Here is a 13,412-nt window from a genome sequence, read left to right as displayed (position 1 = left end):
CGCGCCCGGGGTGCCGCCGACGCTGCGAACGCAGTCCGGCCTTCCACGCCCAGCCGAATGCAGTGTTCCGGTTCACCCCCAGCTCACGTGCCACCACGGTCACGTTCCCCACGGCATCCAGCCGCGCAAGGAAACGCTCCCGCAGCCCCGCAAGATCATCGCATCCAACGGCCACGGTCCTCGCAACTCCCACAGATCGCGGGTGTTGCGAGGACCGTTAGAACCCAAGCACCGGTCGCGGGGGCCTCGGCGTGTCACAGTGACAGGGTGGCCAGCACCGGCAGATGGTCGCTCGGGAACTGTCCGCCCACCGCGAAGGTGCTGACGGACGCCCGGTGCACCGTGGCACCCGGCGTGACCAGGATCCAGTCGATGCGTGCCCCGTCCGGCACCGGGGGCAGATACCCGTGGAACGTCCCGTACGCCTCCCCGCGCTCGGCGGCGGCGTCCCAGGTGTCGACGAGCCCGGCGCCCAGCATCGTGTCGTACACCGGGTCGGAACCGGCCGCCACATTGAAGTCGCCCGTGACGATCACCGGCAGCACGCGGGCGAGTCCGCCGACGCGTTCGGCGATGAGTGCGGCGGCCCGCTCCCGCGCGTACTGGCTGACGTTGTCCAGATGGGTGTCGAGGAGGCAGAACTCCCGGCCGCCGGCGCCCAGGTCACGGAAGCGGACCCAGGTGACCATGCGGACGGACCCGTTCCCCCAGGTGTTCGAGGCGATCACATCCGGGGTGTCGGAGAGCCAGAAGTGGTCGTACTCCAGCGGGACGAGCCGCCGGGTGTCGTGGAAGACCGCCATGAACTCGTCCCGGCTGCCGCCAGCCCGTCCGGTGCCGGTCCAGTCGTAAGCCGGCCCCAGATCGGCCTCGATGTCGTGGAGCTGCCGGTACAGGCCCTCCTGGGTGCCGAGGACGTGCGGCCGCTCGCGGCGCAGCAGCCGCCGCATCACGGGTCTTCGGACGGCCCAGCTGTGAGGCTCGGCGGTGCTCGCGTACCGCAGGTTGAACGACATGACGTCCAGCCGGCCGTCCGGGCGTTCGTGCGCCGAGGCCCGCTCGGAGGAGAGTGCTGTACTGGACAGCGGAAGGGCGGCGGAGGCGGCGAGCGCGCTCTTGAGCACCGGACGGCGTGTGACGCGGCGGGGAGTCGGCACACCCACACGGTGCCAGATGGACGTGAGCATGGCGAGAGGGCGGTGGGTGACCCATATCTCCGCGGTGGGAGCGCGGGGCCGCCCGCGGTGTCGCCGGTGTTGACCGCCGGGAAGGCCGCCGGATAACTTCATTCAACGAATTGTTGATTCCGCATCACGGAAACCGGGAGGCTGCGGCATGGCTCAGGAGCGGCAGGAGCGGGTGGCGACGAGTCTCGCGCGAGCCGTCACCGAGGAGATCGGCGCCTCCCTCGCGCCCGTCGACGCCGAACTGGAGCGCCGCTACCCCGGAGACCCCGGTACCCGCCAGCCCGTCCACACCGTCTACGTCCCCGGCGACGTCCTCGCCGGGGACACCGTCCGCACCTGGGGCGACCGGGCCCTCGCCGCGCTCGACGAACACGCCCCGGACGCCGCCTCCTTCGCCGCCGTCCTGGGGCTGGACCGCGCGTCGGCCGAGGAGGTGTACGGCCGTGTCCGCGCCAAGCTGGAGCGCGAGCCGGTGGAGGATCTGCGCGTCGACTTCGAGGACGGCTACGGCGTCCGCCCCGACGCCGAGGAGGACGAGGACGCGGCCCGCGCGGCACGGCTGGTCGCCGAGGCATACGCGGCGGGCGCCGCGGCTCCGTACGCGGGCATCCGCATGAAGTGCCTGGAGGCCGCCGTACGCGAGCGGGGCATCCGCACCCTCGACATCTTCCTCACCGGACTGATCAGGGCCGGGGGCCTGCCCTCCGGGCTGGTCCTGACCCTCCCCAAGGTCACCTGTCCCGAGCAGGTCACCGCCATGGCCCGGCTCCTCGGTGCCTTCGAGGAGGCGCACGGTCTGGCGCCCGGCCGGATCGGCTTCGAGATCCAGATCGAGACCAGCCAGTCGATCCTCGCCGCCGACGGCACCGCCGCCGTCGCCCGCATGATCCAGGCCGCCGGGGGCCGTGCCACCGGGCTGCACTACGGCACCTTCGACTACAGCGCCTGCCTCGGCGTCTCCGCCGCGCACCAGGCGAGCGACCACCCGGCCGCCGACCACGCCAAGGCCGTCATGCAGGTCGCCGCCGCGGGTACCGGCGTACGCCTCTCGGACGGCTCCACCAACGTCCTGCCGGTAGGGCCCACCGCGAAGGTGCACGACGCCTGGCGCCTGCACTACGGACTCACCCGCCGCGCCCTCGCCCGCGCCTACTATCAGGGATGGGACATGCATCCAGGCCACCTCCCCACCCGGTACGCGGCCGTCTTCGCCTTCTACCGCGAGGGCTTCGAGCGGGCCGCCGGCCGCCTCGCCCGGTACGCCGGCCGGGCCGGCGGGGACGTCATGGACGAGCCCGCCACCGCCAGGGCCCTCTCCGGATACCTCCTGCGCGGCCTGGACTGCGGAGCCCTGGACGGTGCCGAGGTCGCCCGGGCGGCCGGCCTGACCCGCGCGGACCTGGAGGGCTTCGCCGTGCCCGGGCGGGGCGGCAGGACGGTCTCCGGCCGGTAGTCCGGTTCCAGGGGCCCGCACATTTGCCTCGCCTATCGAATTTCGATAGATTTCCATCGTGGTTCGGGTGAAGGAGGGGCGATGGGACGACTGACCGTACTCGCACTGCGTGCCGTGATCGTGGCACTGCTGGCGGGTTCGCTGGGGGTGCAGGCTGTGCTGGTGCCGCTGCTGGCGAGCGACCTCGAAGGGCTGGCCGAGGAGTACTCCTACCTGCGCGTCCCGCTCCTGCTCGTCGTGGTCCTCATCGTGCTGACGGCCGAGACCGTCCTGGTCTGCGTCTGGCGGCTGGTGACGATGGCCCGGCAGGGGACGGTCTTCTCCCACGCCGCGTTCCGCTACGTGCACATCGTGCTCGGCGCGTTCGTCGCCGCCGCCCTGCTGGTGTTCGCGCTGGGCGCGCTCCTGGCACCGGGCGAGGCCGTTGCCCCCGGCGTCGTGCTCCTGGTCGGCGGGGCGGGGCTGGCGGTCCTGGGGATCGCGCTCATCGTCCTCGTCCTGCGGATGCTGCTGGCGCAAGCCGTCGCACGCGACGTCGAGGCGTCGCTGATGCGGGCGGAACTGGCCGAGGTGATCTGATGCCGATCGCCGTCGACATCGACGTGATGCTGGCCAGGCGGAAGATGTCCGTGGGGGAACTCGCCGAACGCGTGGGCATCACTCCGGCCAACCTCGCCGTGCTCAAGAACGGCCGCGCCAAGGCGGTACGCTTCACGACCCTCGCCGCGCTCTGCGAGGTGCTCGAATGCCAGCCCGGCGACCTGCTGCGCTTCGAGCCCGAGGAGGCCCCGACCGCTTCCGCCGTCCGCTCCGCCTGAGCCGTACGCCCTCCCACGGCCGGTGCTTCACGGATCCGGGGCGCCGGTGAGGGCCGCGTCTCGCCATGCGGCCCGCCCGGTCATGGCGGACACTCGGCACTCCCTGGCCGCGGAAAGGATGATGACGGCATGACCGCAGAGCGATTCGGTTACGCAGGGACTGCCACGATCGACGGCGTCCATTTCCCAGGAGTGCGGCTGACCGGGCAGTCTCCGGGCGACGGCGGCTCCTGGTCCGGTTCCGTCTCGTTCGAGATCGAACCGCCCGGATTCGTCGAGCGGGTCGGGGCGGCCGGCGTCAGTACCATCCGGCTCGCGGACGGGCGGGAGGGGCGCGGCGTCGTGAACGTCTCGTACGCGGGCCGCTACTGGACCCTGACGATCACCGGGATCGGTCCCGTCCCGGCGTGAGCAGGCCCAGCCGGTCCTCCGCGGCGTCCCGCCCACCGGCGCGGTCGCCGCGCTCTAGCCGGCGACGTGGTCGGGGACGTCGACTCCGACCGCCGTGAACGGACCGGTGAGCAGCGCGTACTGCTCCCGGGTGAGCATCGCGGGCTTCGCCACGGACCTGGCCCCGATCACGCAGAGGGACAGGGCGTCCGAGAAGAGTCCGGCGCGGTACGCGTCGAGTTCCCCGGCGCGCGGAAGCAGCGCCGACCTGACCGCGTGGTCGATCGCGGAATGCTCCGACGCGGAGAGCCGGAGAGCACGGCTCGCCTCACGGCCGCCCCGCCGACGCAGGCGGAGGGTGTGATCGAAGACGTCGGCGAGCGTGGCGGGGGACAGCGAGGCGACGGTCTCGACGAACAGGGCCGTGGTGGCATGCATGACAGGACCCCTCGTGAGGAGGCGGACGGCGCGGTGCACGGACCAGCGGGTGACGCCGTTCAGGCCGCCGGCCCGGTCCGTGCGGGAGTGTACGCTCCGCGTGCGTTCCGCAGGGGGGTCCGCAGAGGTCCGCATGGGGGAGGAAGGAGGGCGGCATGGACGTCGACCGTTTGGCTCGTGTGGCCGCGACACTCTTCCGGAGGATCGGCACGGACGGAGAGCTCGGGGTACGGGAGCTGCCCGACGGACTCGGAGTCTGTGTCTGGCCGGCCGGGGTCCGGGGCTCGGGAAGCATCCTCGTGGGGATCGACGAGTCGGTCCTGTTCGTGGGGTCCGCGACGGGTTTCGACGCCGGTCTCGCCGCCTTCCGCCAGGGCAGGCGCACGTCCGCCGGACAATTCCGGGGCGAGCGCGACGAGAGGGCAGCGCCGGACACCCCTTGAGCGCGCTCCCGCGGTCGCCTGCGACGCCGTCACCGCCGGCGCGCCCGCTCGCGAAACAACCTGGCCCTCCGCAACATCCCGGTCGGTACCACAGTCCGTGACTACGCCGTGCCGGTCCCCGCGGAGCGGCGCCGGTTTCCGTGGAGCGGCGCCGGTTTCGGGGGCCACGCGCCCGGATACGGCGGCGGGTGCGCGCGGGGCCGCGTGTCGAGGTCCGGTGCCCGCAGGGCGCGCTTCCCGACGCCGGCCGTCGCCCGCTCAGTGCGCCGGGGGCAGCTCCCCGGAGCCGCGGGTGATCAGCCGGGTGGGGAGCTCGATGCGCTCCGGGGCGAGCAGCGTGCCGTCCAGCTGGCGGAACAGCCGCTCGGCCGCGGTCCGGCCGAGGGCCGCCGCGTCCTGGGCGACCACCGTGACACCCGGCCGCAGCAGATCGGCGAGCTCGATGTCGTCGAAGCCGACCAGGGCCACCGGACGGGCGTGCTCGGCCAGCACCCGGATCACGGTGACCGTCACCCGGTTGTTGCCCGTGAAGATCGCGGTGACCGGCTCCGGGCCCGCCAGCATGTCCCGGGCCGCCCGGCGTACCCGCTCCGGATCGGTGACACCCAGTGACATCCAGGAGCCCTCCACGGGTATCCCGGCGTCCTCCATGGCGGTCCGGTAGCCGCGCAGCCGCTCGGCCGCCGTGTGGATCCGGGGCATGTCGCCGATGAAGCCGATCCTGCGGTGCCCGTGGGCGATCAGATGGCCGACGCCGTCCCGTGCCCCGCCGAAGTTGTCCGACACGACGACGTCCGCGTCGATGTGCCCCGCCGGACGGTCCACGAACACGGTGGCGACCCCCGCCTTGAGCTCCGGTTCCAGATAGCGGTGGTCGTCTCCGGCCGGGATCACCACCAGCCCGTCCACCCGCCGGGCGCACAGCGCCAGCACCAGCTCCTGCTCACGGTCGGGGTCCTCCGCGCTGGAGCCGTTGATCAGCAGCGCGCCGTGCGCACGGGCGACCTCCTCGACCGCCCGGCTCAGCGGCCCGTAGAACGGGTCCGCCAGGTCCTCCAGGACCAGACCGATGCTGGCGGTGCTGCCCTTGCGCAGGACCCGGGCGCTGTCGTTGCGGCGGAAGCCGAGCGCGTCGATCGCCTCCTGGACCCGGCGCTCCGTCTCCGGCGTGACCCCGGGCTCGCCGTTGACCACCCGGGAGACCGTCTTGAGGCCGACGCCGGCGCGGGCGGCCACGTCTTTCATCGTCGGACGGTTGCCGTAGCGGGTGCCCGGGAGGCGGCGTTCGGTGCGTCGGGTCGTCTCCGGCACGGTGCGGTGTCCTGTCCTGTCGTCCACGGGGGTGCGTAGGTCCATGGGGTTGTATGAGGATGTGGCGTCGAGCATAGAGCCTGGACAACGTTGTCAGCGTCGGGAGAGACTGTCCGACGCGCACTCCGGCCCCATGTCATCGACCGACCGGGCCGGGGTCCGCGGTCCATGTGTTGCCTCGTGGTCGCGCATGGTCGTTCTCGGCGGTTTTCTGAAGTCCTGACGGGGAGATCCGACACTGATGCACACCGACCTCGTGGCCGCGCTCGATATCGGCGGAACCAAGATCGCGGGCGCGTTGGTCGACGGCCAGGGCCGGATCCTGGTCCGCGCCCAGCGGCCGACGCCCGCGCGGGAGAGCGGGGAGAACGTCATGCGCGTGGTCGAGGCGGTGCTGGGCGAACTCGCGGCATCCGACCTGTGGCGGTGCGCGGGCGCCGTGGGCATCGGCAGCGCCGGCCCCGTGGACGCCTCCGCGGGTACCGTGAGCCCCGTGAACGTGCCGGGCTGGCGGGACTACCCGCTCGTCTCCCGGGTCCGTGACGCGACCGGGGGACTCTCCGTGGAACTGATCGGCGACGGGGTGGCCATCACCGCCGCCGAACACTGGCAGGGCGCCGCGCGCGGCCACGACAACGCGCTGTGCATGGTGGTCTCCACCGGGGTCGGCGGCGGACTGGTGCTCGGCGGCCGGCTGCACCCCGGGCCCACCGGGAACTCCGGCCACATCGGCCACATCAGCGTCGACCTCGACGGCGACCCGTGCCCCTGCGGCGCGCGCGGCTGTGTGGAGCGCATCGCCAGCGGCCCCAACATCGCCCGCCGCGCCCTGGACAACGGCTGGCTGCCCGGCCCGGACGGTGACACCTCCGCCGCCGCCGTGGCCGCCGCCGCCCGGGCCGGTGACCCGGTGGCCGTGGCGTCCTTCGAGCGGGCGGCCAGGGCGCTGGCGGCCGGTATCGCGGCGACCGCGACGCTCGTGGAGATCGACATAGCGGTGATCGGCGGGGGCGTGGGCAAGGCGGGCGAGGTCCTCTTCGCGCCCCTGCGCAGGGCGCTCACCGAATACGCCACCCTCTCCTTCGTCCAGCGCCTCGGGGTGACCCCGGCGCAGATGGGCACCGACGCCGGCCTGGTGGGCGCCGCGGCGGCGGCTCTGGCCGCCCGGCCGGACGCCGCGGTCGCGGGGGTGTGAGAGGACGCGGCAGGCACGGTGGGCGGTGATCCGCGAAGCGGGGCGTGACCCCGGGGCGGTCCGCACAGTTGAGCCGGGTATGAAGAAGCGCAGCATGCTCGCCATCGCCTCCCTCGCCACCGGTTTCGTCGTCGCGGCGGTCACTCCGTCCCACGCGCTCGGTGACACCGTCTTCGGTGGTCTCGACGTCGAGGACACGCTCAGCTCCCTCGACCGGACCGTCGGCGAGAACAACACGCTGGAGCTGGACGTCGCCCAGCAGGACAAGGACTGACGGCTCCCGCCGCGGAGCCCTGCGGCGCCGGTACCCCTTGGCGCAGGGGGCCGGCGCCGCTGTCACGCGTTCTCAACTGGAGCTGGTTTCCGTGGCAGGGTGGAGCGGGCAAGCCACAGGGGGCCAACAGAAGAGGGGGAACCGTGATCGTCTGGATCAACGGCGCGTTCGGGGCGGGAAAGACCACCACCGCGCGTGAACTGATCGAGCTGATCCCGAACAGCACGCTCTTCGACCCCGAGGTCATCGGCGGAGCGCTGGAAAGGCTCCTGCCGCCCAAACGCCTCGCCGAGGTCGCCGACTTCCAGGACCTCCCGATCTGGCGACGACTCGTGATCGACACGGCGGCCGCGATGCTCGCCGAGCTCGGCGGGACCCTCGTCGTCCCCATGACCCTGTTGCGCCAGGACTACCGCGACGAGATCCTCGGCGGTCTCGCCGCCCGCCGGATACCGGTCAGCCACGTTCTCCTCACTCCGGCGGAAACGATCCTGCGCAAGCGCATAGCCGCCCGCGAGATCCCACCGGACCTTCCCGACGGGGAGATACGCGTCCGCCAGTGGGCGTACGACCACATAGAGCCGTACAAGGCGGCCCTGGCCGGCTGGCTCACCGCCGACGCCTACCCGGTCGACAGTGGACACCTGACGCCGTACGACACCGCCCTGAGGATCGCCGAGGCGGTCGGCAGCGGGGCGGTCCCCGCCTGCGACATCGTGCAGACACCCGAGCCCACCGCGGAGACGGTCGCCGCCGGTGTGCTCCTCTTCGACGAGCAGGACCGGGTGCTGCTCGTCGACCCGACCTACAAAGCCGGCTGGGAGTTCCCCGGCGGAGTGGTCGAACGCGGTGAGGCCCCCGCACGCGCCGGAATGCGCGAGGTCGCCGAGGAGACCGGAATCCGCCTCGATGACGTGCCGGCGCTCCTCGTCGTCGACTGGGAGCCGCCCGCACCGCCCGGATTCGGCGGCCTCCGGCTCCTCTTCGACGGCGGACGCCTCGACTCCGCGGACACCGGACGGCTGTCGCTGCCCGGACCGGAACTGCGTGGCTGGCGCTTCGTCTCCGAGGCCGAGGCCGCGGAACTGCTTCCGCCGGTCCGCTACGAACGGCTGCGCAGGGCGCTGCGGGCACGGGAACGCGGGAAGGCGATGTACCTGGAGGCCGGAGTGCCCGTCGGCTGACAGGGGAGCCGCCGTGGCCGCAGCCGCCTGGATCCCGCCCTGACCCGGGCTGCCGTCCTGACCCGGGCTGCCGCCCTGCACCACACCGCCGACGGGATCCGCATCGACACCGTCAGCCCCGGCCCGTCCGCCACCACCAGGTCGCTGCCGCCGGGCGGCGACCTGGTCGACGGCGGCGGAGCCTCCGCCTGACCGCTTTCCGGTCGTACGCCGTCTGCCTGACGGCGTACGGCCGGGAGCGGGTGCCCCGGCCGAGCGTGGGCAATGGGGCCGAGCGTGGGCGCGGGGCCGGGCGTGGCGAACCATCTGGCCTCAAGGGTGAAGCCGGTCGTCAGGGCGGAGCCCGCCCCTGGACGAGAGCGGGGACGAGGATGCGGCCGTGGGCGGAGCGGCGAACCGCTGCCGGTCAGTGCGCGCCGGACGCGTAGTTGCGCAGGAACAGCGCCTCGGCGACCGACAGCCGCTCCAACTCGTCCGGCGACACGCTCTCGTTCACCGCGTGGATCCGCGCCTCCGGCTCGCTCAGCCCGATCAGCAGGATCTCCGCCTTCGGATAGAGGACGGCGAGGGTGTTGCACAACGGGATCGAACCGCCCTGGCCGGCGTAACTCATCTGCTGCCCCGGGTACGCCACCGCCATCGCGTCGGCCATGGCCCGGTAGGCCGGGCTGGTGGTGTCCGCGCGGAACGCCTGGCCCTGACCGACCTGCTCGCTGCTCAGCCGCGCCCCCCACGGGGTGTGCGCCTCCAGGTGGGCCAGGAGAAGCTTCGTCGCGTCGGCCGCGTCGACACCCGGCGGCACCCGCAGGCTGATCAGCGCGCCGGCACTCGCCTGCACGGACGGCGTGGCGCCGACCACCGGCGGGCAGTCGATGCCGAGCACGGTGACCGCGGGGCGCGCCCAGACGCGGTCGGCGACCGTGCCGGAGCCGATCAGCTCCACACCGTCGAGCACCTTGGCGTCCGCGCGGAACCGGGCATCGCCGTACGGCAGTCCGTCCCACGCGCCGTCGCCGGTCAGCCCGTCCACGGTCGTGGTGCCGTCCTCGGCGCGCAGCGAGTCCAGTACCCGCACCAGCGCGGCCAGCGCGTCCGGGGCGGCCCCGCCGAACTGACCGGAGTGCAGATTGCCCTCCAGGGTGTCGATCCGCACCCGGACCAGCGTCATGCCGCGCAGCGTCGAGGTGACCGTCGGCAGACCGGCACGGAAGTTGCCCGCGTCACCGATCACGATGGCGTCGGCCGCCAGCAGGTCGGGGTGCTCCTCGGCGTACCGCTCCAGGCCGCCGGTGCCCTGCTCCTCCGAGCCCTCGATGATCACCTTGACATGCACGGGGACGCCGCCGTCGGCCTTCAGCGCGCGCAGCGCCAGCAGGTGCAGGAGCACACCACCCTTGCAGTCGGCGGTCCCGCGTCCGTACCAGCGGCCGTCACGCTCGGTCAGCTCGAAGGGCGGGGTGTCCCAGCCGGACTCGTCCAGCGGCGGCTGCACGTCGTAGTGCGCGTACAGCAGTACGGTCTTGGCGCCCTCGGGGCCGGGCAGGTAGCCGTACACCGACTGCGTGCCGTCCGGCGTGTCGAGCAGAGCCACGTCCTCGAAGCCCTCGGCGGTGAGCGCGTCGGCGATCCAGCGTGCCGCGCCCTCGCTCTCGGCCCGCGGGAACTGACCGAAGTCCGCCACCGACTTGAAGGCCACCAGCTCGGTGAGCTCCTCCTTCGCCCTGGGGATCAGCGAGGCGACGGTCGCGGCGACCGGATTCGACGACATGGGCACGCTCCTTGTGGGTGCGACGTTGTACGGGTGCGTACTTCCGTGTACGCGATGATCGTGCGGTGTGCGTGAGGTCCCGTGTACGGGGCACTTACGCCGCTGATCCTCCCACAGTGGCCCCGGACGACCGCCGCCGTAGGATGCGGGAGGACATCGGCGGCAGGCGGCTGAATCGGGAGCAGTAGACCATCGTGAGCAGCGAGAACTCTTCGGCGGACGACGTGCGGCAGGTGTGGGACGTCGTCGTGGTGGGCGCGGGACCCGCGGGGGCCTCGGCCGCCTATGCGGCGGCGGTCGCGGGGCGGCGTGTGCTGTTGCTGGAGAAGGCGGAACTGCCACGCTACAAAACGTGCGGCGGCGGCATCATCGGCCCCTCTCGCGACTCGCTCCCACCCGGCTTCGACCTTCCCTTCAAGGACCGGGTGCACGCGGTGACGTTCTCCCAGAACGGCCGTTTCAGCCGCACCCGGCGCTCCCGCCAGATGATGTTCGGTCTGATCAACCGGCCCGAGTTCGACCAGCAACTGGTGGAACACGCGCAGAAGGCGGGTGCCGAACTGCGCACCGGCGTGGCCGTGCAGCGGGTGGAGCAGCACGGCTCGGCCGTACCGGACCGGCGCACGGTCGCCGTCGTCCTGCAGGGCGGTGAGACGGTGCTGGCGCGGGCCGTGATCGGCGCCGACGGCAGCGCGGGCCGCATAGGAGCGCACGTCGGGGTCAAGCTGGACCAGGTCGATCTGGGCCTGGAGGCGGAGATCCCGGTCCCGGAGACCGTCGCCGAGGACTGGAAGGGGCGGGTGCTCATCGACTGGGGCCCCATGCCCGGCAGTTACGGCTGGGTCTTCCCCAAGGGCGACACGCTGACCGTCGGGGTGATCTCCCGTCGCGGTGAAGGCGCCGCGACCAAGCGGTACCTGGAGGACTTCATCGGGCGGCTCGGTCTCGCCGGCTTCGAACCGAGTATCTCCTCCGGGCACTTGACCCGCTGCCGCGCCGACGACTCGCCGCTGTCGCGCGGCCGGGTGCTGGTCTGCGGGGACGCGGCCGGACTGCTGGAGCCGTGGACCCGCGAAGGCATCTCGTTCGCGCTGCGCTCCGGCCGGCTGGCGGGGGAGTGGGCGGTGCGGCTCGCCGAGGCCCACGATGCCGTGGACGCGCGCCGCCAGGCGCTGAACTACGCTTTCGCCGTCAAGGCCGGCCTCGGCGTGGAGATGAGCGTCGGCAAGCGGATGCTGGCGGCGTTCGAGCGGCGGCCCGGGGTGTTCCACGCGGTCCTCACCGGATTCCGCCCGGCCTGGAAGGCGTTCAAGGACATCACCCAGGGCTCGACCACACTCGGCGAACTGGTCCGTACCCACCCGCTGGCCCACCGTGCCCTCCTGGCGCTGGACCGGCGTCCGGCGGACGACGAGGTCAGTCCTCGACCGTGATCCGGAAGACCGGGTGGTCGGGGGCGACGTGGCGCAGTTCACCGTCGGAGGAGTCGGGGCCGACCCCGTTGAAGAAGACCCCGACCTCGGCCTTCCACCGCTTGAGGTAGGCGCGCAGCAGCGGCGGCTTGTCGTCGTCGGCCACCTCCTCGGCGGTGAAGACCTCGACGTTCCTGCCGAGCCGCAGCTCGCCGCCGCCGGCCGCGCGCATGTTGTGGGTCCACTGGACGTGGCCGCGCGGCGCCACCAGGTACTGCCGGCCCTCGACGACGAGGAGGTTGACCGGAGTCGTCCGCCATTGGCCGCTCTTGCGGCCGCGGACAGCGAGGACGCGGGAACCCCAGACACTGAGGCCGCGCCGGGTCAGCCAGGCGACGAGACGGTTGAGCACGTTGACGGTCAGCCAGCCGGGCTTCTTGACGTGGGTGGACATGAGGACCCCCGTTGGAGTGTGTGGGGCGGGCGTGGGCGGTGGGGCGGGTTGCGGAGATCGCTCGGGGCAAGCGCTGATGAGCACTGATCCGTTTCGTGAGCATCGCTCTCTTATGTGAGCACTGCTCTCTCTTGTCTGTCGCCAGTATGCCTGAGCTCAAGGCTGACATGCAAGAGCAGTGCTCGCAGACGCGCACACCGATTACAAGTGCGTTCACTGCTCGCAAATTAGTTCACCGCTCGTGTTTGTGTGCACTGCTCTGCTTTCATGCGACACTGCACCCCATGAGCAGCACACACGGGGCCCGGGCCAGGGCCAGGATCGAAGTCACAGCCGCCATCAAGGAGGAAGCCCGCAGACAGCTCGCGCACGAAGGCGCCGCCAAGCTCTCGCTGCGCGCCGTGGCCCGTGAGCTGGGCATGGCCTCCTCCGCGCTGTACCGCTACTTCCCGAATCGCGACGACCTGCTGACCGCTCTCATCATCGACGCCTACGACTCCATCGGCGAGGCGGCCGAGACGGCCCGCGACGCGACCGCCGGCGCGGGGCCGATCGAGAGCTGGACCGCCGTGTGCGAGGGCCTGCGCGGCTGGGCGCTCGAGCACCCCCACGAGTACGCCCTGATCTACGGGTCACCGGTACCCGGCTACACCGCTCCCGCCACGACCGTCCCGCCCGCCTCCCGCGGCGCTATGGTCGCCATCGGTATCCTCCGTGACGCGCACCAGGGTCTCGGTCTGGCCAGACCCGTGCTGTCCGACGAGCTGAAGCCCGAGGCCGTGCGCATGGCCGCCGACCTCGCCCCCGACCTGCCGCCCGAGGTGGTGGCGACGATGCTGGCCGTCTGGGCCCAGCTGTTCGGGCTGATCGGGTTCGAGGTGTTCGGGCAGTTCAACCGGGTCGTCGAGGACCGTGACACCTTCTTCCGCCACGCGGTGGGGCAACTCGCGCACGCAGTGGGCCTGGTGTATCCGCAGCGGGGCCCCGCGAGGGGTCCTGCCGGGCCCGGGGGCCGGCCGTCGTAGAAGGCCGGGCGGTCGGACGTACTCCGCCGGGAGTACGCGTGATCACCACGCCGGGCCGAC

The 13,412-nt window shown here is 72.3% G+C and carries 15 protein-coding genes and 1 pseudogene; 11 read left to right on the top strand and 5 right to left on the bottom strand.

Going from position 1 to position 13,412, the window contains the following annotated elements; translation table 11 throughout:
- Positions 1-254: 254 nt before the first annotated feature.
- Positions 255-1,157 (bottom strand): endonuclease/exonuclease/phosphatase family protein, encoded by a 903-nt coding sequence (locus tag HTV45_RS17305; protein WP_215206691.1) that lies wholly within the window; start codon positions 1,155-1,157, stop codon positions 255-257.
- A 178-nt stretch (positions 1,158-1,335) separates the two neighbouring features.
- On the opposite strand from HTV45_RS17305, the gene HTV45_RS17300 reads away from it, so the two are divergent.
- The 4 genes from HTV45_RS17300 to HTV45_RS17285 all read left to right on the top strand — a co-directional run bounded on the left by HTV45_RS17300 (position 1,336) and on the right by HTV45_RS17285 (position 3,869).
- A complete protein-coding gene (locus HTV45_RS17300) occupies positions 1,336-2,640 on the top strand; it encodes an aldolase/citrate lyase family protein (protein WP_215206690.1) in 1,305 nt (434 codons plus the stop codon).
- Between the two features lie 81 nt (positions 2,641-2,721).
- Positions 2,722-3,219, top strand: a complete 498-nt coding sequence (locus HTV45_RS17295) for a DUF2975 domain-containing protein (RefSeq protein ID WP_215206689.1) — start codon at positions 2,722-2,724, stop codon at positions 3,217-3,219.
- Positions 3,219-3,458, top strand: coding sequence for a helix-turn-helix transcriptional regulator (locus tag HTV45_RS17290; protein WP_215206688.1), 240 nt, complete (start codon positions 3,219-3,221; stop codon positions 3,456-3,458). The genes HTV45_RS17295 and HTV45_RS17290 overlap by 1 nt, the downstream gene beginning before the upstream one ends.
- A 129-nt stretch (positions 3,459-3,587) precedes the next feature.
- Positions 3,588-3,869 carry a hypothetical protein gene (locus tag HTV45_RS17285; protein ID WP_215206687.1) on the top strand — a complete coding sequence of 94 codons (282 nt, stop codon included), beginning with the start codon at positions 3,588-3,590 and terminating at the stop codon, positions 3,867-3,869.
- A 54-nt stretch (positions 3,870-3,923) separates the two neighbouring features.
- On the opposite strand, the gene HTV45_RS17280 is transcribed toward HTV45_RS17285, so the two are convergent.
- Complete coding sequence (locus HTV45_RS17280) at positions 3,924-4,286, bottom strand: hypothetical protein (RefSeq protein WP_215206686.1); 363 nt, start codon at positions 4,284-4,286, stop codon at positions 3,924-3,926.
- Positions 4,287-4,441: 155 nt separating this feature from the next.
- On the opposite strand from HTV45_RS17280, the gene HTV45_RS17275 reads away from it, so the two are divergent.
- Positions 4,442-4,729, top strand: coding sequence for a hypothetical protein (locus tag HTV45_RS17275; RefSeq protein ID WP_215206685.1), 288 nt, complete (start codon positions 4,442-4,444; stop codon positions 4,727-4,729).
- Positions 4,730-4,987: 258 nt separating this feature from the next.
- Here HTV45_RS17275 and HTV45_RS17270 read toward each other — a convergent pair whose 3' ends face one another.
- Positions 4,988-6,085, bottom strand: a complete 1,098-nt coding sequence (locus HTV45_RS17270; RefSeq protein ID WP_215206684.1) for a LacI family DNA-binding transcriptional regulator — start codon at positions 6,083-6,085, stop codon at positions 4,988-4,990.
- 196 nt (positions 6,086-6,281) lie between these two features.
- Here HTV45_RS17270 and HTV45_RS17265 point away from each other — a divergent pair, with 196 nt between their 5' ends.
- The 4 genes and pseudogenes from HTV45_RS17265 to HTV45_RS35045 form a co-directional block, all read left to right on the top strand.
- A complete protein-coding gene (locus tag HTV45_RS17265; protein WP_215206683.1) occupies positions 6,282-7,235 on the top strand; it encodes an ROK family protein in 954 nt (317 codons plus the stop codon).
- A 79-nt stretch (positions 7,236-7,314) separates the two neighbouring features.
- A complete protein-coding gene (locus HTV45_RS17260; protein ID WP_215206682.1) occupies positions 7,315-7,509 on the top strand; it encodes a hypothetical protein in 195 nt (64 codons plus the stop codon).
- Between the two features lie 143 nt (positions 7,510-7,652).
- Positions 7,653-8,693, top strand: coding sequence for an NUDIX hydrolase (locus HTV45_RS17255; protein WP_215206681.1), 1,041 nt, complete (start codon positions 7,653-7,655; stop codon positions 8,691-8,693).
- 42 nt (positions 8,694-8,735) lie between these two features.
- Positions 8,736-8,855 (top strand): annotated as a pseudogene (locus tag HTV45_RS35045) (short-chain dehydrogenase); the annotation flags it as partial.
- A 244-nt stretch (positions 8,856-9,099) separates the two neighbouring features.
- On the opposite strand, the gene HTV45_RS17250 reads toward HTV45_RS35045, so the two are convergent.
- Positions 9,100-10,461 (bottom strand): dipeptidase, encoded by a 1,362-nt coding sequence (locus HTV45_RS17250; RefSeq protein WP_215206680.1) that lies wholly within the window; start codon positions 10,459-10,461, stop codon positions 9,100-9,102.
- Positions 10,462-10,655: 194 nt separating this feature from the next.
- Between HTV45_RS17250 and HTV45_RS17245 the strand changes: the two genes are divergently transcribed.
- The gene (locus HTV45_RS17245; protein ID WP_215206679.1) at positions 10,656-11,894 is read left to right on the top strand and encodes a geranylgeranyl reductase family protein; all 1,239 of its coding nucleotides are present in this window, start codon (positions 10,656-10,658) and stop codon (positions 11,892-11,894) included.
- Here the strand turns inward: HTV45_RS17245 and HTV45_RS17240 are convergent.
- Positions 11,878-12,327: a nitroreductase family deazaflavin-dependent oxidoreductase gene (locus tag HTV45_RS17240; RefSeq protein ID WP_215206678.1), complete on the bottom strand. Its 450-nt coding sequence runs from the start codon at positions 12,325-12,327 to the stop codon at positions 11,878-11,880. The two genes, HTV45_RS17245 and HTV45_RS17240, sit on opposite strands and share 17 nt — an antisense overlap.
- Positions 12,328-12,611: 284 nt before the next feature.
- Between HTV45_RS17240 and HTV45_RS17235 the strand changes: the two genes are divergently transcribed.
- Positions 12,612-13,352 (top strand): TetR/AcrR family transcriptional regulator, encoded by a 741-nt coding sequence (locus tag HTV45_RS17235; RefSeq protein ID WP_215206677.1) that lies wholly within the window; start codon positions 12,612-12,614, stop codon positions 13,350-13,352.
- Positions 13,353-13,412 lie beyond the last annotated feature (60 nt).

This window comes from Streptomyces sp. CHD11, assembly GCF_018638295.1.
In the GTDB taxonomy this organism is placed as follows: domain Bacteria; phylum Actinomycetota; class Actinomycetes; order Streptomycetales; family Streptomycetaceae; genus Streptomyces.
This window is presented reverse-complemented; position numbering and strand designations above follow the sequence as displayed.

Coding starts and splice junctions, on each gene's coding strand:
- HTV45_RS17300 (WP_215206690.1), top strand. CDS start 1,336: ATGGCTCAGGAGCGGCAGGAGCGGGTGGCGACGAGTCTCGCGCGAGCC.
- HTV45_RS17295 (WP_215206689.1), top strand. CDS start 2,722: ATGGGACGACTGACCGTACTCGCACTGCGTGCCGTGATCGTGGCACTG.
- HTV45_RS17290 (WP_215206688.1), top strand. CDS start 3,219: ATGCCGATCGCCGTCGACATCGACGTGATGCTGGCCAGGCGGAAGATG.
- HTV45_RS17285 (WP_215206687.1), top strand. CDS start 3,588: ATGACCGCAGAGCGATTCGGTTACGCAGGGACTGCCACGATCGACGGC.
- HTV45_RS17280 (WP_215206686.1), bottom strand. CDS start 4,286: ATGCATGCCACCACGGCCCTGTTCGTCGAGACCGTCGCCTCGCTGTCC.
- HTV45_RS17275 (WP_215206685.1), top strand. CDS start 4,442: ATGGACGTCGACCGTTTGGCTCGTGTGGCCGCGACACTCTTCCGGAGG.
- HTV45_RS17270 (WP_215206684.1), bottom strand. CDS start 6,085: ATGGACCTACGCACCCCCGTGGACGACAGGACAGGACACCGCACCGTG.
- HTV45_RS17265 (WP_215206683.1), top strand. CDS start 6,282: ATGCACACCGACCTCGTGGCCGCGCTCGATATCGGCGGAACCAAGATC.
- HTV45_RS17260 (WP_215206682.1), top strand. CDS start 7,315: ATGAAGAAGCGCAGCATGCTCGCCATCGCCTCCCTCGCCACCGGTTTC.
- HTV45_RS17250 (WP_215206680.1), bottom strand. CDS start 10,461: ATGTCGTCGAATCCGGTCGCCGCGACCGTCGCCTCGCTGATCCCCAGG.
- HTV45_RS17240 (WP_215206678.1), bottom strand. CDS start 12,327: ATGTCCACCCACGTCAAGAAGCCCGGCTGGCTGACCGTCAACGTGCTC.
- HTV45_RS17235 (WP_215206677.1), top strand. CDS start 12,612: ATGAGCAGCACACACGGGGCCCGGGCCAGGGCCAGGATCGAAGTCACA.